Source organism: Pseudomonas sp. LAMO17WK12:I1 (assembly GCF_900177315.1).
GTDB lineage: Bacteria > Pseudomonadota > Gammaproteobacteria > Pseudomonadales > Pseudomonadaceae > Aquipseudomonas > Aquipseudomonas marginalis.
In genome coordinates this window covers 25,823-46,346 of record NZ_FWZV01000019.1, presented here as the reverse complement: position 1 = coordinate 46,346, position 20,524 = coordinate 25,823, and the positions used below count along the sequence as shown (strand labels likewise).

The 20,524-nt window shown below is 60.4% G+C and carries 17 protein-coding genes; 13 read left to right on the top strand and 4 right to left on the bottom strand.

Translation table 11 applies throughout. The features are described 5' to 3' along the window. Positions 1-10 precede the first annotated feature (10 nt). The gene (locus B9N88_RS28850; protein WP_027607629.1) at positions 11-1,369 is read left to right on the top strand and encodes a DUF1329 domain-containing protein; all 1,359 of its coding nucleotides are present in this window, start codon (positions 11-13) and stop codon (positions 1,367-1,369) included. Between the two features lie 243 nt (positions 1,370-1,612). Continuing rightward, entirely contained in the window at positions 1,613-4,114 is a 2,502-nt protein-coding gene (locus tag B9N88_RS28845) for a LuxR C-terminal-related transcriptional regulator (protein ID WP_027607628.1), read from the top strand. Here the strand turns inward: B9N88_RS28845 and B9N88_RS28840 are convergent. Further along, positions 4,111-4,983 carry a helix-turn-helix domain-containing protein gene (locus B9N88_RS28840; protein WP_027607627.1) on the bottom strand — a complete coding sequence of 291 codons (873 nt, stop codon included), beginning with the start codon at positions 4,981-4,983 and terminating at the stop codon, positions 4,111-4,113. The two genes, B9N88_RS28845 and B9N88_RS28840, sit on opposite strands and share 4 nt — an antisense overlap. A 138-nt stretch (positions 4,984-5,121) precedes the next feature. Here B9N88_RS28840 and B9N88_RS28835 point away from each other — a divergent pair, with 138 nt between their 5' ends. Beyond that, the gene (locus B9N88_RS28835) at positions 5,122-6,033 is read left to right on the top strand and encodes a DMT family transporter (protein ID WP_027607626.1); all 912 of its coding nucleotides are present in this window, start codon (positions 5,122-5,124) and stop codon (positions 6,031-6,033) included. Between the two features lie 65 nt (positions 6,034-6,098). Here B9N88_RS28835 and norR read toward each other — a convergent pair whose 3' ends face one another. Next, positions 6,099-7,643: a nitric oxide reductase transcriptional regulator NorR gene (gene norR / locus B9N88_RS28830; protein WP_027607625.1), complete on the bottom strand. Its 1,545-nt coding sequence runs from the start codon at positions 7,641-7,643 to the stop codon at positions 6,099-6,101. Between the two features lie 147 nt (positions 7,644-7,790). Between norR and hmpA the strand changes: the two genes are divergently transcribed. The 8 genes from hmpA (at position 7,791) to queC (ending at position 16,076) form a co-directional block, all read left to right on the top strand. Then, positions 7,791-8,972: an NO-inducible flavohemoprotein gene (gene hmpA / locus B9N88_RS28825; protein ID WP_027607624.1), complete on the top strand. Its 1,182-nt coding sequence runs from the start codon at positions 7,791-7,793 to the stop codon at positions 8,970-8,972. Between the two features lie 166 nt (positions 8,973-9,138). Continuing rightward, positions 9,139-9,645 carry a disulfide bond formation protein B gene (locus B9N88_RS28820; RefSeq protein WP_027607623.1) on the top strand — a complete coding sequence of 169 codons (507 nt, stop codon included), beginning with the start codon at positions 9,139-9,141 and terminating at the stop codon, positions 9,643-9,645. Positions 9,646-10,439: 794 nt separating this feature from the next. Then, positions 10,440-11,381 carry a ubiquinol oxidase subunit II gene (cyoA, locus tag B9N88_RS28810; RefSeq protein ID WP_027607622.1) on the top strand — a complete coding sequence of 314 codons (942 nt, stop codon included), beginning with the start codon at positions 10,440-10,442 and terminating at the stop codon, positions 11,379-11,381. Between the two features lie 3 nt (positions 11,382-11,384). After that, entirely contained in the window at positions 11,385-13,403 is a 2,019-nt protein-coding gene (gene cyoB, locus B9N88_RS28805) for a cytochrome o ubiquinol oxidase subunit I (RefSeq protein ID WP_027607621.1), read from the top strand. Positions 13,404-13,406: 3 nt separating this feature from the next. Next, the gene (locus B9N88_RS28800) at positions 13,407-14,033 is read left to right on the top strand and encodes a cytochrome o ubiquinol oxidase subunit III (RefSeq protein ID WP_010206435.1); all 627 of its coding nucleotides are present in this window, start codon (positions 13,407-13,409) and stop codon (positions 14,031-14,033) included. Beyond that, the gene (cyoD, locus tag B9N88_RS28795; RefSeq protein ID WP_010206434.1) at positions 14,033-14,374 is read left to right on the top strand and encodes a cytochrome o ubiquinol oxidase subunit IV; all 342 of its coding nucleotides are present in this window, start codon (positions 14,033-14,035) and stop codon (positions 14,372-14,374) included. Before B9N88_RS28800 ends, cyoD begins: the two co-directional genes overlap by 1 nt. An 11-nt stretch (positions 14,375-14,385) precedes the next feature. Continuing rightward, positions 14,386-15,273: a heme o synthase gene (gene cyoE / locus B9N88_RS28790; RefSeq protein WP_027607620.1), complete on the top strand. Its 888-nt coding sequence runs from the start codon at positions 14,386-14,388 to the stop codon at positions 15,271-15,273. A gap of 104 nt (positions 15,274-15,377) precedes the next feature. Beyond that, positions 15,378-16,076, top strand: a complete 699-nt coding sequence (gene queC, locus B9N88_RS28785; protein ID WP_027607619.1) for a 7-cyano-7-deazaguanine synthase QueC — start codon at positions 15,378-15,380, stop codon at positions 16,074-16,076. A 51-nt stretch (positions 16,077-16,127) separates the two neighbouring features. Here queC and B9N88_RS28780 read toward each other — a convergent pair whose 3' ends face one another. Both B9N88_RS28780 and B9N88_RS28775 read right to left on the bottom strand, forming a co-directional pair. Beyond that, entirely contained in the window at positions 16,128-17,006 is an 879-nt protein-coding gene (locus B9N88_RS28780; protein WP_027607618.1) for a queuosine precursor transporter, read from the bottom strand. Further along, on the bottom strand, positions 16,993-17,598 hold the full coding sequence (locus tag B9N88_RS28775; protein WP_027607617.1) for a helix-turn-helix transcriptional regulator: 606 nt from the start codon (positions 17,596-17,598) through the stop codon (positions 16,993-16,995). Before B9N88_RS28775 ends, B9N88_RS28780 begins: the two co-directional genes overlap by 14 nt. Before the next feature lie 304 nt (positions 17,599-17,902). Here B9N88_RS28775 and glyA point away from each other — a divergent pair, with 304 nt between their 5' ends. Both glyA and B9N88_RS28765 read left to right on the top strand, forming a co-directional pair. Then, positions 17,903-19,258, top strand: a complete 1,356-nt coding sequence (gene glyA / locus B9N88_RS28770; RefSeq protein ID WP_027607616.1) for a serine hydroxymethyltransferase — start codon at positions 17,903-17,905, stop codon at positions 19,256-19,258. A gap of 146 nt (positions 19,259-19,404) precedes the next feature. Beyond that, the gene (locus tag B9N88_RS28765; RefSeq protein WP_027607615.1) at positions 19,405-20,487 is read left to right on the top strand and encodes a pyoverdine biosynthesis transaminase PtaA; all 1,083 of its coding nucleotides are present in this window, start codon (positions 19,405-19,407) and stop codon (positions 20,485-20,487) included. Positions 20,488-20,524: the final 37 nt, after the last annotated feature.

The window sequence follows — 20,524 nt, the reverse complement described above, 5'->3', positions numbered from 1 at the left end:
ACAAGAATCCATGCGTAAGACAATTGCAGTATTGGCCCTCAGCCTGTTGGCCTCCCACGTGATGGCGGCGGTGTCGCCGGAAGAGGCGGCCAAGCTGGGCACCACCCTGACACCGGTCGGCGCCGAAAAAGCCGGCAACGCCGATGGCTCGATCCCGGCGTGGACCGGCGGTATCCCGAAAAACGCCGGTGCGGTGGACAGCAAGGGCTTCCTCGCCGACCCGTTCGCCAATGAAAAACCGCTGTTCGTGATCACCGCCGCCACGGTGGACAAGTACAAGGACAAACTCTCCGACGGCCAGGTGGCGATGTTCAAGCGCTACCCCGAGACCTACAAGATCCCGGTGTACCCGAGCCACCGTACGGTCAACCTGCCACCGGACATCTACGAGTCGATCAAGCGCAGCGCGCTGAACGTCAAGACGATCAACGACGGCAACGGCCTGGAAAACTTCACCGGTAACCGGTACTACGCGTTCCCGATTCCCAAGAATGGCGTGGAAGTGCTGTGGAACCACATCACCCGCTACCACGGTGGCAACCTGCGCCGCATCATCACCCAGGCCACCCCGCAGACCAATGGCAGCTACACGCCGATCCGCTTCGAGGAGGAAGTGGCGGTGCCCCAGGCGATTCCCGATATCGACCAGGCCAAGGCGGCCAACGTGCTGAGCTATTTCAAGCAATCGGTGACCGCCCCGGCGCGCCTGGCGGGCAACGTGCTGCTGGTGCACGAGACCCTCGACCAGGTGAAGGAGCCGCGCCTGGCCTGGATCTACAACGCCGGCCAGCGCCGCGTGCGCCGCGCGCCGCAAGTGTCCTATGACGGCCCGGGCACCGCGTCCGACGGCCTGCGCACCACCGACAACTTCGACATGTTCTCCGGCGCCCCCGACCGCTATGACTGGAAGCTGGTGGGCAAGAAAGAGATGTACATCCCCTACAACAGCTACAAGCTCGATTCGCCGTCGCTCAAGTACGACGACATCATCAAGGCCGGTCATATCAACCAGGACCTGACCCGTTACGAACTGCACCGCGTGTGGGAAGTGGTCGGCACGGTCAAGCCGAGCGAGCGGCACATCTACGCCAAGCGCCACATGTACATCGACGAAGACAGCTGGCAAGTCGCGCTGGTGGATCACTACGACGGTCGTGGCCAACTGTGGCGCGTCGCCGAAGGCCATGCGCAGTTCTACTACGACCACCAGGTGCCGGCCTACACCGTCGAGACCCTGTACGACATCATTGCCGGGCGCTACATCGCACTGGGCATGAAGAACGAGGAGAAGAGCAGCTTCGTGTTCGGCTTTGCGGCCAAGGCAGCGGACTACACCCCGGCGGCGTTGAGGGCTGAAGGCGTGCGCTGATCCCAATATGAAATGCAATCAAATGTGGGAGGGGGCTTGCCCCCGATGGCGGTGTATCAGTCAACCAATCCAGTGACTGACAGTCCCTCATCGGGGGCAAGCCCCCTCCCACAGTGGGTTTTGTACACATGGGGTTCTGTGCATGGCCCTCAATCACCCTGCTGAATACTTCTTCAACAACCACCCGCCACAGGACTAGGGTAAGCACCAGGTTGCATAACAATAAAAAAGCAGGATGCAGCAATGACTGCCATGACACGCTGCCTGGACCGTCCTGGATTCATGCCCCGGCTGTCCGCTCACCATTTGCTGCGCCCACGCCTGGCCGAGCCGTTGCTGACGGACCAGGCCAGGGTCAAATTACTCTGCGCCCCCGGCGGCAGTGGCAAGAGCGCGCTGCTCGCCGAATGTGCGTTGCAGGCGCCTGCGGGTTGCCAGGTGTACTGGTTGCCCCTCAATGGCGCGGTGCTCAGCCCCCTCGACCTGTGCCTGCGGCTGGCGCAAAACCTGGGCCTGACGTTTACCGATGAAACCACCTTGCTGCTCGACCTCAGCCGCTGGCAGGCCTCGGCGTGGCTGTTCCTCGATGATTTTTGCCGCTTGCCCACGCCCGACACCGACGCCTTGCTCGACCGCCTGCTCACCGCCAGCAGCCCGGCCCTGAGCTGGTGGTTGGGCGCACGACGGCGACCGGCGTGCAACTGGCCGCGCCTGCTGCTCGACGATGAGTTGCTCGAATGTGGCGCCGAACTGGCCTTCAGCCCTGGGGAAATCCAGCAGCTGCTCAGCCATGCCCCCGGGCATTCGGTCGACAGCGTGCAGCAGTTCAGCGCCGGTTGGTGCGCGGGCGTGCGCATCGCCCTGCTGGGGGATGGGCACCCCGACAAGACCTTGCTCGACTACCTGCAACACGAACTGTTCAGCACATTGCCGCCGGAGCTGGCGGAGGCCTGGCGCGTGCTGGCCCATCTGCCGCGCTTCAACGCCGGCCTGTGCGAGCACTTGTTCGGCGCGGGGGACGGTGACCAGTACCTGAGGGATCTGCAGGTGCTCGGCGCCTTTATCCAGCCGTGGGAAGACACCGACTGGCTGCAGGTTTTTCCGCCCCTGGCGCAGCTGATGCAAAACGAACCCTGGCCGGCCAAACGCTCCTGGCATCGCCGCGCCTGCCAATGGTTCTGCGCCGAGCAGGACTGGCAGGCCGCCTTCGAACAGGCGCTGCTGGCCGAAGAATATGAAATGGCGGTGAGCCTGTTGCAGCATTTCAGTTTCGAGGACCTGTTCCGCCAGCAGAACGCCGTCTTGCTGTTGCACCTGCATGAGCAGCATGGCGATGAATTGATGCTCGGCTCGGCACAACTGGTGGGGCTGGTGACGGCGGCGTTGCTGTTTGCCGGGCGCTTCGAACAGGCGGCGGTGTGCATCGATCAACTGGCCCGGTTTGCCCCGCAACCGACGGCGGCGCAGCAGCGGTATTTGTTGGCGCGCTGGCAGGCGCAATGGGGCTGGCTGCTGCATCTGAGCGGCGATGCCGAGGGCTCGCGCCTGCATTTTCTGGAGGCGCTGCAAGCCTTGCCCGACAGCGCGTGGACCTCGCGGCTGATGTGCCTGTCGGGCCTGACCCAGCAGGCCTTGTTGCGCGGCGAACTGGACGTGGCCCAACGCCTGAACCGCGAAGCGCTGTGCCTGGCGCGCGCCCAGGGTTCGTTGCTGCTGGAGGCGCTGCTTGAACTGGATCACGCTCAACTGCTGGAACAGCGCGGGGCACCGTACCGGGCCCAGAGCCTGCTGGAAAATGTACAGGTCATGTTGCTTGAACAGCGGCTCAAGGCCGGCCCCTTGGTGGGGCGTATCGCCTTGCGACGCGGGCACCTGGCCTTGCGCCAGGGCCAGGACAGCCTGGCCGCCGAGTGTTTCGACACGGGCTTGAAGATGTGCCTGCACAGCCAGGACAAGCGCGTGCTCTACGGCTTTCTCGGCCTGGCGCTGTTGGCTGCCAACCGTGGCGATTACGCCCAGGCTTTTGTCCAGTTGCGTGAGGCTGAGCGGCTGATGCAGCAACGCCAGGTGCCGGACACGGTGTACCGCGCGGTGCTGCTGTTGGTCAGCGGGCACTTCTGGTTGCAGCAGGGGCGCGCCGAATTGACCGTGGAAGCGGTGCGCCGCGTGCTGCGTCACTTCCGTGGGCCCCAGGCCAAACAAGCACCGCCGGCCACCCTGGAACTGATCCCGCGTCTTGAATACCTGTTGGTGCTGGCGGAGGTGAAGCTGGGCTGCGCCGAGCAACCGCTGGAACGGCTCCACGCGTTGCTGCAAGCCACCCATCAGCGCGGCATGCTGTGCCTGGAAATCGAACTGCACCTGGTGCTGGGCGAAGTCGCCTGGCAGTTGGGTGATCCGGCCTTGGCGCGCCGCTCGCTGCAAGCCGGCCTGGAGCTGGCGGCGCGTTGCCAGGTGCAGCAAGCGATTCGCGAATTGCGTCTGCGCGCGCCGGGACTGCTGAGTGAGCTGGGCCTGGAGCCTCAGGCATCAACCCCGGGCACGGTGGAAAACCCCTTGAGCCAGCGCGAACTGGAAGTGCTGCAACTGATCGCCCTCGGCAGTTCCAACCTGGAGATTGCCGACCGCCTGTTTATCTCCCTGCACACCGTCAAGACCCACGCACGGCGCATTCACAGCAAGCTCGGCGTGGAGCGGCGCACCCAGGCGGTGGCCAAGGCCAAGACCTTGGGCCTGATGGTTTAGATGAACGCCTGACGGTATTCGCCGGGCGTGGCGCCCATGGCCTGGCGGAAGCGATGGGTAAAGTGGCTGGCGCTGGAGAAACCACACAGCAGGGCAATCTCGCCCAACGGCAGGGCGCCGCCACGCAGCAGGTTTTGCGCGCGGGTCAGCCGGCGCGCCAGCAGGTACTGATGGGGCGGCAGGCCGAAACTCTGGCGAAACATCCGGGCGAAATGGTACTCCGACAACGCGCACAACCCAGCCAGTTGCCCAAGGCTGATGGGGTCTTCCAGGTGCTGGTCGATGTAGTCCACCAGCAACCGTCGTTGGTAGGCGGCCAGCCCGCCTTTCAACCGCAGGCCTTCGCGGGCGCCCACCTGGCTGAGCAGGGTGTGGCTGAGCATTTCATGGGCGAGGCTGCTGGTGAGCAGGCGTTCGGCGGGTTCGTCCCAGTTGAGGGCGATCAACTGGTGGAAGCGTCGGGCCAGGCGCTGGTCTTCCAGGAAGGTACTTTCCCGCAGTTCCAGCGCGCGCGGTTCGCGATCAAGCAGGGTAACGCAGCCCAGGGCAAATTGTTCCGGGCTGAAATACACGTGGGCCAGGCGGATTTCACCGTTGATCACCCAGGCCGATTGGTGCTCGGCAGGCAGTATGCACAGCTTGTCGGGGCCGCCCTTGGTGCCCGGCCGGTCGCGCCGAAACGTGCCGGTGCCGCCACCGACATAGCAGGACAAGGTGTGATGGCTGGGCGCCTGGTAGTCCTGGGAATCGTGATGGTTGCTCCACAAGGCCGCGGACAAGCCGTCACCGAGCTCGGCGCAGGCTTCCAGGCGTGCGTTGGGCGAGCGGTTAAGGGCTTGGAAGACTTGCAGGGATTCCAGGTCTGGCATGGTGTGTGTTCTCCGACGCCTTGCATCCTACTCCGCGAGGCTGGCGCTGTGATCCCATCGCCCGACAAAAGCGCAAGATTGTGCAAGAGCCTTGCCCGGGTTGAAGGCGACACTGTGGCTCAATCGATGGAGCCCGCTATGAACCTTTCCCTGTATCTACTTACCGTGCTGATCTGGGGCACCACCTGGATCGCCCTCAAATGGCAGCTTGGCGTGGTGGCGATTCCCGTGTCCATCGTCTACCGCTTCGGCCTGGCGGCCCTGGTGTTGTTTGCGTTGCTGCTGGTCAGTCGCAAGTTGCAGGTGATGAACCGGCGCGGGCACCTCATCTGCCTGGCCCAGGGGTTGTGCCTGTTTTGTGTCAACTTCATGTGCTTTCTCACGGCCAGCCAATGGATCCCCAGCGGCCTGGTGGCGGTGGTGTTTTCCACGGCCACGCTGTGGAATGCGCTGAACGCCCGGGTGTTTTTCGGCCAGCGGGTGGCACGCAATGTGTTGATGGGCGGTAGCCTGGGCTTGGCCGGCTTGGGCCTGCTGTTCTGGCCGGAACTGGTGGGGCATACCGCCAGCCCGCAGACCTTGCTGGGGTTGGGGTTGGCGTTGCTGGGGACGATGTGTTTCTCGGCGGGCAATATGCTCTCGAGCCTGCAGCAGAAGGCCGGTCTGAGGCCGCTGACCACGAATGCCTGGGGCATGTTGTATGGTTCGTTGATGCTGGCGACCTACTGCGTGGTGCGCGGTATTCCGTTTGAGATGGACTGGAGCGCACGGTACATCGGTGCGTTGTGGTACCTGGTGATTCCGGGGTCGGTGATCGGTTTTACCGCTTACCTGACGTTGGTCGGGCGCATGGGGCCGGAGCGTGCGGCGTATTGCACGGTGCTGTTCCCGGTGGTGGCGCTGAATGTGTCGGCGTTTGCCGAAGGCTACCAGTGGACCGCGCCGGCGTTGGCGGGGTTGGTACTGGTGATGCTGGGGAATGTGTTGGTGTTTCGTAAGCCCAAGGTGGCTCAGCCGGTGAATCCGATCCTTCAGGCAAAGCAGGTCTAGTGTGGGAGGGGGCAAGCTCCCTCCCACATTTTCTGCATTTCTCACATTTGACCGAGTTGTCTGGTTTATTTGAGCCCTAAACGCTTGGCCATCCGGCCGAGGTTGGCGCGGTCCAGGCCCAGTTCGCGGGCGGCGCTGGCCCAGTTGTGCTGGTGGCGTTCCAAGCAGGCGTTGATGACTTGGCGCTGGTAGTCCTCGGTGGCCTGGCGCAGGTCACCGGTGACGGCCAGGGCTGCTTCTGCCGGTGCTTCGATCATTGGCGTGCTGACGTCGGGCAAATCCAGGTCCTGGGCACTCAGGCTCAGAATCTTCGGGCGTTCGCGACAGTTACCCAGGGCTTTCAGCGCGCTGCGGCCGATCAAATGTTCCAGCTCCCGCACATTGCCCGGCCAGTTATAGGCCAGCAGCGCCGCCTGGGCATCGCTGGTCAGGCGCAGGCTGCCCAGGCCCATGCGTGAGCGGTTCTGCTCGAGGAAGAAGCCGGCCAGCAGCAACACATCACGCCCGCGCTCGCGCAGGGCCGGCACTTGCAGCGGGTACACGCTCAGGCGATGGTAGAAGTCGGCGCGGTAGCGGCCGTTGCGCACTTCATCGGCGAGGTCGCGGTTGGTGGCGGCGATCAGGCGCACGTCCACCTGGTGTTCCTTGTCCGAGCCCAGGCGCTGCAACTGGCCGCTTTGCAGCACCCGAAGCAGCTTGGCCTGCACGCTCAGGGACAGTTCGCCCACTTCGTCCAGAAACAGCGTGCCGCCATTGGCCAGCTCGAACTTGCCGCGCCGTTCATTCAGCGCGCCCGTAAAGGCGCCACGCACATGGCCGAACAACTCGCTTTCCACCAGGGTTTCCGGCAGGGCCGCGCAGTTGAGGCTGATCAGCGGTTTGTCCGCCCGGGACGACGCCGCGTGAATGGCCTGGGCCACCAGTTCCTTGCCCACCCCGGTTTCGCCGGTGATCAGCACCGTGAGGTCGCTGCCACCCACCAGCTTGATTTCCTCCACCAGGCGCTTGTGGGTTTTGCTCTGGCCGATCATTTCCTTGTGCTGCTGGCCGCTGGCCTGGCGGTAGATTTCGGCGCGCTGGTGTTCGTCTTCGGCGCGCAACGCCAGGCGTTCGATACGTTCGGCCACGTTGACCGTGGCGGCGGCGAGGCTGGCGAAGGCTTGCAGGGCGTCCAGTTCCACCCGTTCGAAGCGTTCGGTGTCCAGCGCGTCCAGGGTCAACAGGCCCCAGGGCAGATCGTCGACAAACAGCGGGCAGCCCATGCAGTCGTGGACTTCCAGGTGGCCGTGCACGCCATCGACCAGGCCGTCGTAGGGATCGGGCAATTCGCTGTCACTGTCAAAGCGTGTGGGCCCAGGGCTGCTGAGCAACACGGCGAAGCGCGGATGTTCGCTGACCTTGAAGCGGCGGCCCAGGGTGTCCGCGCTCAAGCCATCCACCGCCAGCGGCACCAGCGACTCGCCGTCCAGGCGCAGCAGGGCGGCCGCATCACACGGCAACAGGGCGCGCATGGCTTGCAGCAGGCGTCGATAGCGTTCGCCTTCGGGCAGTTCCCGCGACAGGTCGGCGACCAGCGGCAGCAGGGTGGTGAGCAGCGAGTGTGCAGTCATAATGACTCCTTGTAGTCCATATGACTATAAGGTGTAGGAGGTCATACTGACTACATAATTTTCAACTTATTGAAATTAAAGGATTTATAAGTTGGCATGAATACTGAGTAGCTAAGGGCAATCAGTAAAGAAGCCCAGGAGGCTCCCATGCTTAGTGCCCAAGACCGTGCCATCGTCAAATCCACCGTGCCCCTGCTGGAAAGCGGCGGCGAAGCGCTGATCACCCATTTCTACCGCATGATGCTCTCCGAGTACCCTGAGGTTCGCCCGCTGTTCAACCAGGCTCACCAGGCCAGCGGTGACCAGCCCCGCGCCTTGGCCAATGGCGTATTGATGTACGCGCGGCATATCGACCAGCTCGACCAACTGGGCGACCTGGTGGCGAAGATCATCAACAAGCACGTCGCCTTGCAGATCCTGCCGGAGCATTACCCGATCGTGGGCGCTTGCTTGCTGCGGGCGATTTCCGAGGTGCTGGGCAGTGAGATCGCCACCCCTGAGGTGATGAATGCCTGGGGCGCCGCGTACGGCCAACTGGCGGACATCCTGATCGGTGCCGAAGCCGCTATTTACGCAGAGAAAGCCCAGGCCCCCGGCGGCTGGCGCGGTGCGCGGGCGTTCACTGTGGTCAAGCGCGTAGAGGAGAGCGCCGAGATCACTTCCTTCTATTTCGCGCCGGCGGACAACGGGGCGATCCTCGCGGCCGCGCCGGGCCAATACATCGGCATGAGGCTGGTGCTCGACGGTGAGGAAGTGCGCCGCAACTACTCACTGTCGGCGTTGAGTGATGGGGGTGAATACCGCATCAGCGTCAAGCGCGAGGCCGGCGGGCGGGTTTCCAATCACCTGCATGACCAGTTGCAGGTCGGTGCGACGATTGACCTGTTTCCGCCGTCGGGCGAGTTCACCCTGGCGGCCAGCGATAAGCCGCTGGTGCTGATCAGCGGCGGGGTAGGGATCACCCCAACCTTGCCAATGCTGGAGGCCGCACTGGCCACCCAGCGTCCGGTGCACTTTATCCACTGCGCGCGCAATGGCGGGGTGCATGCGTTCCGTGACTGGGTCGACGGCCTGGCAGCCAAGCACCCGCAGCTCAAGCGCTTTTATTGCTATGCCGAGGACGATGGCGTGAGCCCGGCGGCGGATAAAGTCGGTCTGTTGAGCCAGGAGCAACTGGCCGCATGGTTGCCGGAGCAGCGTGACCTGGACGCGTACTTCCTGGGACCTAAAGGCTTCATGGCGGCGATCAAGCGCCACCTCAAGGCCCTGGGCGTACCCGAGAAACAAAGCCGCTACGAATTCTTCGGCCCGGCGGCTGCCTTGGAATAGGACCTGAAGGTTCACACTGTTCAAAATAATGTGGGCGGGGGCTCGCCTCTCCCACATTTGGATCTCTGTTCCTCTCGATTAATCCCCTGTTAACCCCTCTCTGTTTAAACCACTCTCTGTGTGTAAACTTGCGGCCATTGGCACAACCAAACAAAGGGATACGGGGATGAGTGACGAATTGCGTTTAGGCAGGGAGCGGCGCTTTCTGGTGTTGCTGGGCATCATCTGCCTGGCGCTGATCGGTGGGGCGTTGTACATGCAGGTGGTGTTGGGCGAGGCGCCGTGCCCGTTGTGCATCCTGCAACGCTATGCCTTGCTGTTGATTGCGATCTTCGCGTTCATCGGTGCCGCCATGCGCACCAAGGGCGCCCTCACGCTGTTCGAAGGCCTGGTGGTACTCAGCGCTCTCGGTGGGGTGGCTGCGGCCGGTCACCATGTGTACACCCAGTTCTTCCCGCAGGTGAGCTGCGGCGTCGATGTACTGCAACCTATCGTCGACGACCTGCCCCTGGCCAAGGTCTTCCCACTGGGCTTCCAGGTCGACGGTTTCTGCAGCACCCCATACCCGCCGGTGCTGGGCCTGTCCCTGGCGCAATGGGCGCTGGTGGCGTTCGTGCTGACGGTCATCCTGGTGCCTCTGGGCATCTATCGTAATCGCCGCCACAAAGGCTGAACCCATCAGTGAAACGCCCCGGTCTTTCCTCAAGGTAGGCCGGGGCGTTTTTGCATGTAGGCTTTTGTGAACAGAGCGTGACGCCGGACAATTTTGGCTGCGCGCAGTGTGCGACATGTTGTCACACGGAAGCCGCCGCAGGACGTTTCTGACCCGCCAAACCAACGCTTAAATTTGCAAAAAGCCTCCCGGATGTGCTGTCAGTTCGTGGTTTGGACGCCGCCACGTACCTCACGTCGTACAAGGCTTTGAGTGATGTCCGAATGCCTTGTTTTATGGGGGGTTGCATAGGTTTTGCAGGGCCTTACGGGGTGTAAGGGCTGTGACGGTTTGCCCTATAACACGGCAATTTTTGTGGTTTTTGTTGAGAATCGAACGCGATAAGATCGCGAACCATTGCAATATTGGTGAAGGATTATTGCTGTAATCGATAAAAATTATTTCTTTATAAGACATGGTTTATACATCGCTAGCTAACTACAATCGCCCGCACTGAATGTCCGGTGCTGCTCAATCTTTGAGCACTGGAGCGGTCGAGGGGCAGATGGACGGCTCTGTGCGACCCCAAGGTTCCGGCAGCCTTTCAACTATCCGCACCAAAGGGAATTGGTCTGTAACAAGGCCTTTAACCACGAAATCGAATAAGAACTCACCGCAGGTCCGTGAAACGCTCCGTTATATGGCGTGCCGGGCAGGCTCTTATTCAATCGAAGAGAAATGCCAACCCTTGGCAGGGTGAAGTGTTGGCGATCAAAACCCAACTGCATTGCGCAAGCTGCTTTAGAGGTCGTGAGATGAGTAAAAACAGGTACCCCCGATTACTAGGCTTTTTGCCGCTGCTTGGCATGATGTTAATGCTGGGAGGCTGCAAGTGGACCTTGATGGACCCAAAAGGACAGATCGGTCTGGATCAACGAAACCTGATCATCACTGCCACCCTGCTGATGCTGTTGGTCGTGGTGCCTGTGATCATCATGACCTTTGCCTTCGCCTGGAAATACCGCGCGTCGAACACCAGCGCGACCTACGCGCCTAAGTGGTCGCACTCCACCAAGATCGAAATCGCGGTGTGGCTGGTCCCGATCCTCATCATCATCGCCCTGGGTTACATCACCTATAAGTCGACCCACGAGCTGGACCCGTACCGTCCGCTGGAGTCCGACGTCAAGCCGATCAACATCGAAGTGGTCGCGCTGGACTGGAAGTGGCTGTTCATCTACCCGGACCTGGGTATCGCCACGGTTAACCAGATTCGCTTCCCTGAGAACACCCCGCTTAACTTCCGGATCACCTCCGACGCCGTGATGAACTCGTTCTTCATCCCTGCCCTGGGCGGTCAGATCTACGCGATGGCAGGCATGCAGACCCGACTGCACCTGATCGCCAACGAAAAAGCTGAAATGGAAGGCATCTCCGCGAACTACAGCGGCGCTGGCTTCACCGGCATGAAATTCAAAGCGATCTCGACGAGCCAGGAAGATTTCAACGCCTGGGTAGCCGAAGTCAAGGCCGCACCTAAACAGCTTGATCAAGCTGAATACGACGCCCTGACCAAACCAAGCCAGAACAACCCAGTCGCCCTGTACTCCGCGTATGAGCCGAACCTGTTTCAGAAAATCGTCGACAAGTACGAAGGTATGAAGCCAGGCAAGCCGGTCAAGCACGAGAAGAAAGAAGTGGCCGCGGTTGAAGGTTCTGACACGGGCTCGCATTCAACTGCTGGGGCAGAGGAGTAAACGATGTTTGGTAAATTAAGTTGGGATGCGGTCCCGTTCCACGAGCCGATTGTGATGATTACCATCGCCATGATCGCGCTGGGTGGTCTGGCACTGTTTGCAGCAATCACTTATTTCAAGAAGTGGACCTACCTGTGGACCGAGTGGCTGACGTCGGTCGACCACAAGAAAATCGGCGTGATGTACATCATCGTTGCCATGGTCATGCTGCTGCGTGGTTTTGCCGACGCCATCATGATGCGTACCCAGTTGGCCATGGCCACCGAAGGTTCGCCTGGCTACCTGCCGCCTGAACACTATGACCAGATCTTCACCGCCCACGGTGTGATCATGATCATCTTCATGGCGATGCCTTTCTTCACCGGCCTGATGAACCTTGCAGTGCCGCTGCAGATCGGTGCGCGTGACGTTGCCTACCCGTTCCTGAACTCCCTGAGCTTCTGGCTGCTGGTTTCCGGCGTGGTGCTGATCAACGTTTCCCTGGGGGTCGGCGAATTCGCCAAGACCGGTTGGGTTGCGTATCCGCCATTGTCGGGCATCCAGTACAGCCCTGGCGTGGGTGTGGACTACTACATCTGGGCGCTACAGTTATCAGGACTCGGGACGACGCTGACGGGGGTCAACTTCCTGGCCACCGTCCTGAAAATGCGCGCCCCTGGCATGAAACTGATGGACATGCCGATCTTCACCTGGACCTGCACCTGGGCCAACGTCCTGATCGTGGCGTCGTTCCCGATCCTGGCCGCTACCATGGCGCTGCTGTCGCTTGACCGTTACCTGGATTTCCACATTTTCACCAATGAACTTGGTGGCAATCCAATGATGTACGTGAACCTGTTCTGGGCATGGGGTCACCCTGAGGTGTACATCCTGATCCTGCCAGCGTTCGGTATCTTCTCCGAAGTGATCTCGACCTTTACCGGCAAGCGCCTGTTCGGTCACCACTCGATGGTCTACGCATCGGGCGCAATCTCCGTACTGGGCTTCATGGTGTGGCTGCACCACTTCTTCACCATGGGTTCGGGGGCCAGCGTCAACGCCTTCTTCGGCCTGGCGACGATGCTGATTTCCATCCCGACGGGGGTGAAGCTATTCAACTGGCTGTTCACCATCTACCACGGCCGTCTGCGCATCACCAGCCAGGTCCTGTGGACCCTGGGCTTCATGGTGACCTTCGCCATCGGCGGCATGACCGGCGTACTGCTGGCCATCCCGGGTGCTGACTTCGTGCTGCACAACAGCCTGTTCGTGATCGCGCACTTCCACAACGTGATCATCGGTGGTGCGGTATTCGGCTACATCGCTGGTTTCAGCTTCTACTTCCCGAAAGCGTTCGGCTTCAAGCTGCACGAAGGCTGGGGCAAGGCTGCGTTCTGGTTCTGGATCTCGGGCTTCTTCGTTGCGTTCATGCCGCTCTATGCACTGGGCTTCATGGGCATGACCCGTCGTCTGAACGCCACTACCAACCCTGAGTGGGTGCCGTACCTGTACGTCGCCATGTTCGGTGCACTCATGATCGCTGTGGGTATCGCCTGCCAGTTGATCCAACTGTACGTGAGCATCCGTGACCGTAAGCAGAACGCTTGCGAATCCGGCGACCCATGGAATGGCCACACCCTGGAATGGTCGACCTCGTCGCCACCTCCGTTCTACAACTTCGCCGTGATCCCGACTGCGAACACCATTGATGCGTTCACCGAAGCCAAGGAAGACGGTACTGCGTACCAGCAACCTAAGCACTACGAACCGATCCACATGCCAAGCAACACCGCTACTGGCGTGGTGATGGGTGCGCTGTTGACCGTGTTCGGTTTCGCGATGATCTGGCACATCTGGTGGCTGGCAATCGTGAGCCTGGTGGGCACCATCGGCTACTTCATTGTCCACGCAGCACGTGATGATCAAGGCTACATGGTGCCGGTCGAAACGATCGAGCGCATCGAAGCCGAGCAGCACGCTCGCCTGGTCGCCGAGAAGAAAATCCCGGCCAACCGTGTAGAAACCTCGTTGGAACAGGCTTAAACCATGTCGAACTTAGTGACCAATGCTGGACACGCCCATGTCGATGACCATGGGCACGATGACCATCACCACGACTCGGGGCCGATGACCGTTTTCGGTTTCTGGCTCTACCTGATGACCGACTGCATCTTGTTTGCGTCGATCTTCGCGGTGTACGCGGTACTGGTAAACAACGTTGCGGGTGGCCCGTCGGGCCACGACATCTTCGAACTGCCTTACGTGCTCGGCGAAACCGCCTTGCTGTTGTTCAGTTCGATCACCTACGGCTTCGCCATGTTGGCCTTCTACAAGGGCAACAAGAAAGGCGTCCTGAGCTGGTTGGCACTGACCTTCCTGTTCGGCCTGGGCTTCATCGGCATGGAGATCAACGAGTTCCACCTGCTGATCTCCGAAGGCTACGGCCCGCACCGTTCCGGCTTCCTGTCGGCTTTCTTCACGCTGGTTGGTACCCACGGTCTGCACGTGACGGCCGGCCTGCTGTGGATGGCGGTGATGATGTATCAGGTCAATAAACACGGCCTGACCAACACCAACAAGACTCGCCTGAGCTGCCTGAGCCTGTTCTGGCACTTCCTGGACGTGGTCTGGATCTGCGTCTTCACCGTTGTTTACCTGATGGGGACTCTGTAATGGCTAATGCACACTCCCATGACCATGACAGCCATGATGCGAGCCACGGCAGCGTTAAGTCGTACGCCATCGGCTTCATCCTGTCGGTAATCCTGACGCTCATCCCGTTCGGTCTGGTGATGTACCCGACCCTGCCGAAGTCGATCACTTTGATGATCGTACTGGCGTTCGCGGTGATTCAGGTTCTGGTTCACCTGGTGTACTTCCTGCACCTGGATCGCTCTAAAGAGCAGCGCGATAACGTGATTGCGTTCGTGTTCGCAGGCTTAGTAATCCTGCTGCTGGTTGGCCTGTCGATATGGATCATGTTCAGCATCCATACGTTCATGATGGCGAAGTGAGGTAAGACCCGATGTCGCTTAAGCACTTTATCCAAATCACCAAACCGGGGATCATTTTCGGTAACGTGCTTTCTGTGGCGGGCGGTTTCTTCCTGGCCTCCAAGGGACATGTCGATCTGGCCATCTTCCTGGCTGCGATGATCGGTACGTCCCTGGTGGTGGCTTCCGGCTGTGTGTTCAACAACTGCATCGACCGTGACATCGACATCAAGATGGAGCGCACCAAGAATCGCGTGCTGGTCCAGGGCCTGATTTCCCTGAAACTGGCGCTGATCTTCGCGACCGTCCTGGGTGTTGCCGGTGTGGCCCTGTTGTACCAGGTGGCCAACCCGCTGGCGGCGTTGTTTGCCGTGATCGGTTTTGTCATCTACGTCGGTCTCTACAGCCTGTACCTCAAGCGCAAGTCGGTGCACGGCACGCTGGTGGGCAGTCTGTCGGGGGCGATGCCGCCGGTGATTGGTTATGTGGCTGTGACCAATAGCTTCGACATGGCTGCGCTGGTGCTGCTGGTGATGTTCAGCCTGTGGCAGATGCCGCATTCCTACGCCATCGCGATCTTCCGCTTCAACGACTACCTGGCTGCTTCGATTCCGGTCCTGCCGGTCAAGCGTGGCATCCAGGTCGCCAAGAAACACATCCTGCTCTACATCCTGGCCTTCCTCGTGGCGACCTTGATGTTGACCTTCAGTGGCTACGCCGGCATGAGCTACCTTGCCGTCGCCGCCGCCATGGGCATGTACTGGTTGTACATGGCCTGGACCGGCTACAAGGCGGTGGACGACACCGTCTGGGCGCGCAAGCTGTTCGTGTTCTCGATCTTCACCATCACCGCGCTCAGCGTGATGATGTCCCTGGATTTCCAAGTGCCGAAAGAGCTGTTGCTGACCTACGCCCACTGAGTGTCTGAGTAATAAAAAGGCCCCGCCTTCGAAAGAAGCGCGGGGTTTTTTATTGAGTGACCTTTAAACTACGACCAAACCCTACCCCTGCAGGAAGCAAAGTGATGAGTAAAAAAGCCGTTATGGTGTTCAGTGGCGGTCAGGATTCGACCACCTGCCTGATCCAGGCGCTGCCGCTGTATGACGAAGTGCACTGCATCACCTTCGATTACGGTCAGCGCCATGTGGCGGAAATCGAAGTCGCCCGGCAGTTGGCCAAGCAACTGGGGGCCACCGTTCACAAAGTGATGGACGTGTCGCTGCTCAACGAACTGGCGATCAGCAGCCTGACCCGCGACAACATCCCGGTGCCTACCGTGAACAGCTCCGGCGAAAGCCTGCCGAGCACCTTTGTGCCGGGCCGCAATATTCTGTTTTTAACCCTGGCGGCCATCTACGCGTATCAGGTCAAGGCCGAGACGGTCATCACCGGCGTGTGTGAAACCGACTTCTCCGGCTACCCCGATTGCCGCGATGAGTTCGTCAAGGCCTTGAACCAGGCGCTCAAGCTGGGCATGGAGTACGACGTACGCCTGGAAACCCCGTTGATGTGGCTGAACAAGGCCGAGACCTGGGCATTGGCGGATTACCACCAGCAACTGGACCTGGTCCGCGAGCAGACCCTGACCTGCTACAACGGCATTATCGGCACCGGCTGCGGCGAGTGCGATGCGTGCAACCTGCGTGCACGTGGCTTGAATGACTACCTGCAGAACAAGGCAGCGGTCATGCAGAGCCTTAAGCAGAAATTGCAGCTGAACTGACCTCCAGCACGCAGCTGTCGAGCCTCGACAAGGCTCGACAGCTGCTACGCATCAGGCAGTGGCGGCGGTCAGGTAGCGCTTGAACAACGAGCGCGCACCGTAGGCCGGCAGGATATTGAAGAACGCAAAACCGACTTTGATCGCGATCTGTACATAGATCATGCTCAGGATGTCGCTGGTCTGCATGGCACCGTAGAACGCGATGAAGCAGAACAGGAAGCTGTCGATAATCACTGCAAAGAACGTACTGAGGAAAATGCGCAGGTACAGGTATTTGGAGTTGGTCAGCTCTTTGATCTTGCACAGTAAATACGAGTTGATATTTTCCGACACCAGGAACGACACCGAAGAGGCGATCAATACCGACGATACCTGGACGATCACATCGTTGTAAGGACCGTCGAGCTTCCAACCTGGCAGGCCGGGCAGGAAGGTCGAGCCGTAGAGCAGGATGATGATCATCGCGTTGCTGGCAAAGGCAAACAGAATGGCCTTTCTGGCGAGTCTCAGGCCGAAGTTTTCGTTGAGCAGGTCCACGATCAAAAAGGTCAACGGATACAGGAAAGTGCCGGGTGTGACGATGATGTCGAGTGACTCGATGTAGATCGGTTTGGTCGCGGCGATGCTGGTGAAAATATAAAAAGTGAAGAGCAGCAGGTTCAGGATGATGTAGATCATCCATGAGTTTTCATTACGGTCATTGAGGTCGTACGCGGTCACCGAGCCGCCTTGGGAATAGAACTTCTTGTACAGGTTTTTAACTTCCATTTTATTTAAGTTGTCCATGATTTCGCTGTTGATGACTTCGCTCAACTTGACCCGGATGATCTTGCCCGTGGCGATGATCATGATCACGGCCAGGCTCTTGTCATTTTCGAAGCCAAGCAGTTTGTACTTGCTGTTTTCTATCTCGCTTTCATGCGTGGTCATTGAAGCGCTCCTCAATGATATCGCCCAGTACACACAGGCGTTCTGAGTTGGCGCAGGCCTCACGGCTGATCAACAGCGCCTGAGTGACCTTGTCGAACACCAGCTTTTCCTTGGCATCGCTCGATGAGCCCTTCTGGATGATCAGCAGGTCACCTGGCTCGTTCACACCCGCGATGGGATGCTCCAACTGCACGCCGATCAGGTTATGGGACGCGCCGAAGTAGTACGTGAGCGGGAAGAGGGTGGCCAGTTCGCCGATGCGCTTGTCCAGGTGTTGCATGACCTGGCTTTGCTTGAGCACAGGCACGGCTGCCGGGTTCATATTGCCCTGGGGCGACACACTGCTCTCGATGATTTCCTTGGCTTCAAAATCGATGGTCTCGATTTCTTCGTAAGACACGCCGAAAAAATCGGAAATCTTGCGCAGGGTCGACTGTTGAACGTTGACGACCTTGCCTTCGAGGATGTTGTAGATCGTGGTGCGGGTCAGGCCGGCCGCGCTGCACAACGACAGTTGGGTCTCGCCGCGGCTCTTGATCAAGTACTTGATGTTGCTCTTCAAGTGCTCGGCTTTTTCTCGTCTGTGCATCACGTGCTCACCACTTCCCTTTAGTAAAAACCGTTGATCCTTGAAGACGCCACGCAGGCTGTTTCAGCACTGAAGTACCCATCCAGGGCGTTCAGGCTTTGCGGCGGGCGCAAGTGTTGCACGCGCGTGGCTTAACAATAAAGCCCAAGATGCTCGACCCTGTCAGGCGGAAAGGCAAATGGCCAGTTACTCGGCAAAGGGGGACAAAAGCGAACATTTAATTTGGAAAATGTTTAATTTCCTGTTTAATTGAGCGCCACGGTTCAGGACGAACCGCTACGCAGCGACCAAGGAAAGGACACTCCCCATGGCAGTCAATACCGTACACCTGCAGGATCAGGCTGACCTGTTGCGCCGAGGCATGGCGGATCTGCACGCCGAGGACATGGAGTTGGCGATGCTGCTGGACGCGGAAGTGGCGCGCCAGCACCGCACACTGTCACTGGTCGCGTCCTCCTGTGCGGTCGAACCCCGCACCCTGGTGGCCTCCGCGTCTGCATTGGTGAACATCACCGCCGAGGGCGCGCCTGGCCGACGCCATCGGGCGGGCTGCGAGAATGTCGATCTGGTCGAGTCCCTGGCTATCCGCAGGGCGCGTGAATTGTTCGATGCCCACTACGCCGGCGTGCAGTCGCACTCGGCTTCCAACGCCAACGCCCAAGTGCTGTCCGCCCTGCTTGAACCGGGGGATACCCTGCTGGGCATGGCCCACGATCACGGTGGGCACCTTACCCATGGCAGCCCCGCTGTATTTACCGGTGCCTACTACAAGGCCATTCGCTACGGCACCACCGCCGACGGACTGATCGATTACGCGCAGGTGCGTAGTCTGGCGCTTGCCCATCGCCCACGCATCATCATCTGCGGTGCATCGGCTTATTCGCGGGTTGTGGATTTCGAGCGGTTTCGCGCCATAGCCGATGAAGCGGGTGCGATCCTGCTCGCCGACATTTCTCATATTGCCGGGCTGGTCGTGACGGGGCGGCACCCGAGTCCGATCAACGCCGCGCATGTCACCACCACCTGTACCCACAAGCAGCTGGGTGGGCCGCGCGGAGGCTTGATCCTGTCCGGCCGCGATGCCCATACCAAGGTGCCCGGCTTGAGGGCGACCTTCAGCCGTGTACTTGATCAAGCCGTGTTCCCACGCATGCAGGGCGCGCCGGCGGTCAATATGATCGCCGCCAAAGCCGCTGCGCTGGGCTACGCGATGACGCCGGAGTTCGACGCGTGCATGGGGCGGATTCGCGCCCTGGCCGATGAAGTGGCCAGCGCGTTTCAGGCCCATGACTATGAAGTGGTCGGCGGGCGCAGTGAAAACCATACCGTGCTGATTCGCTTGCGCGGCGGCGTTACCGGCGCTATCGCCGAGTCGGCGTTGGAAAGCTGCGGTGTCGTGGTGGATAAAAACCGCATACCGGGTGAGACGCGTTCGTCTGCCGTTGCCAGTGGCTTGTGTATCGGCACGGGCTCCATGGCGCAACGCGGTGTTGATGCCGAGGGCTGTCGACACATCATCGATCTGGTGTGCCGGGTATTGGACAATGTCACCCCGCTGGGGGAGCACGCGTACCGCCTCGAACCGATTCTGCAGCAACAACTGCGTACAGAACTCGAAGCCTTGTGTGCGAAATATCCCATCGCCGGCTACTGGGAACGCTGAAGCGCCCTGCTCGAAAAAAGCCCCGTCTTCGCACGTTGTACGGGGCTTTTTCATGGTGGCTCGGTTAAATCCTTCGTTCCTTGTCTCGTCATACCCTTCTATACGAGCTGTGCGAATTCCTCACCCGTCTACAAGGAGTAGTCACCATGGTCAGCGTTAGTCGTCGATCCCTTCTCGCTCTTGGCGCCGCCCTGCCTTTGCTCGGGCGCCTGGATTGGGCGCTCGCCGCACCTGCGCCGACCAAGACTGACAAGGTACTGCTCAACTACAACGAAAGCCCCTACGGGCCTTCGACGGCGGCCCGCGAAGCGATGCAGCGCGGCATCGCGACAGCCGGCCGGTATCCGTACAAACATATGTACGCCTTGGCCGGCCTGTTTGCCCAGCAGCACGGGATTGCCGAAGAGCAGGTGGCGGTGTTCGCCGGCTCCATGGCCGCGCTGCGCTACGCGGTGCTGGCGTTCACCAGCGAAACCCGCGGCCTGGTGATGGCCACGCCTTCCTACGAAGTACCGCGCCAGGCCGCCGAGTCCCGTAAGGCGCCGGTGCGCGAAGTGGACCTTGACGCCGACCACGCCCACGACGTTCCCGCCATGCTCGCCGCCGATCCCCAGGCGGGGATGCTCTATGTCTGCAATCCCAATAATCCGACGGGCACCTTCACCTCTACCGAGGCTATTCGCCAGGCGTTGGCGAACAAGCCCAAAGGCAGCGTATTGGTGGTGGACGAGGCCTACATCGACTTCGCCGACACCCCAAGCGTGGTGAGCTGGGTCAAGGACCATGACGACCTGTTGGTGTTGCGCACCTTCTCGAAAATCTATGGCATGGCCGGCGCCCGCCTGGGCCTGGCGATCGGCCACCCGGCGCTGCTGGAACGGCTGGCGGTATTCGGCGGTGACAATGTCCCGGCGGGTTCTTCCCTGCTCGGCGGCCTCGCCAGCCTGGAAGACGTAAAGTTGCTGCCACAACGCAAGGCACTCAATGCCCAGCTGCGCGATGAAACAATCACCTGGCTCAAGGGCCGTGGCTTCACCTGCACGGCCTCCCAGGCCAACTGCTTCATGATCGACGTGAAGCAACCGGCCGAGCAGGTCATCGACAAGCTTGCCGCACAGGGCGTGTTCATCGGGCGGGTGTGGAAAAACTGGCCGCAGTGGGTGCGCGTGACGGTGGGGAACAAGCGGGAGATGGAGCGGTTTCGCGAGGTGTTTGCGGCGACGGTCTAGCGCCGATGTGGGAGGGGGCTTTCTCCCTCCCACATTC

Coding starts and splice junctions, on each gene's coding strand:
- B9N88_RS28850 (WP_027607629.1), top strand. CDS start 11: ATGCGTAAGACAATTGCAGTATTGGCCCTCAGCCTGTTGGCCTCCCAC.
- B9N88_RS28845 (WP_027607628.1), top strand. CDS start 1,613: ATGACTGCCATGACACGCTGCCTGGACCGTCCTGGATTCATGCCCCGG.
- B9N88_RS28840 (WP_027607627.1), bottom strand. CDS start 4,983: ATGCCAGACCTGGAATCCCTGCAAGTCTTCCAAGCCCTTAACCGCTCG.
- B9N88_RS28835 (WP_027607626.1), top strand. CDS start 5,122: ATGAACCTTTCCCTGTATCTACTTACCGTGCTGATCTGGGGCACCACC.
- norR (WP_027607625.1), bottom strand. CDS start 7,643: ATGACTGCACACTCGCTGCTCACCACCCTGCTGCCGCTGGTCGCCGAC.
- hmpA (WP_027607624.1), top strand. CDS start 7,791: ATGCTTAGTGCCCAAGACCGTGCCATCGTCAAATCCACCGTGCCCCTG.
- B9N88_RS28820 (WP_027607623.1), top strand. CDS start 9,139: ATGAGTGACGAATTGCGTTTAGGCAGGGAGCGGCGCTTTCTGGTGTTG.
- cyoA (WP_027607622.1), top strand. CDS start 10,440: ATGAGTAAAAACAGGTACCCCCGATTACTAGGCTTTTTGCCGCTGCTT.
- cyoB (WP_027607621.1), top strand. CDS start 11,385: ATGTTTGGTAAATTAAGTTGGGATGCGGTCCCGTTCCACGAGCCGATT.
- B9N88_RS28800 (WP_010206435.1), top strand. CDS start 13,407: ATGTCGAACTTAGTGACCAATGCTGGACACGCCCATGTCGATGACCAT.
- cyoD (WP_010206434.1), top strand. CDS start 14,033: ATGGCTAATGCACACTCCCATGACCATGACAGCCATGATGCGAGCCAC.
- cyoE (WP_027607620.1), top strand. CDS start 14,386: ATGTCGCTTAAGCACTTTATCCAAATCACCAAACCGGGGATCATTTTC.
- queC (WP_027607619.1), top strand. CDS start 15,378: ATGAGTAAAAAAGCCGTTATGGTGTTCAGTGGCGGTCAGGATTCGACC.
- B9N88_RS28780 (WP_027607618.1), bottom strand. CDS start 17,006: ATGACCACGCATGAAAGCGAGATAGAAAACAGCAAGTACAAACTGCTT.
- glyA (WP_027607616.1), top strand. CDS start 17,903: ATGGCAGTCAATACCGTACACCTGCAGGATCAGGCTGACCTGTTGCGC.
- B9N88_RS28765 (WP_027607615.1), top strand. CDS start 19,405: ATGGTCAGCGTTAGTCGTCGATCCCTTCTCGCTCTTGGCGCCGCCCTG.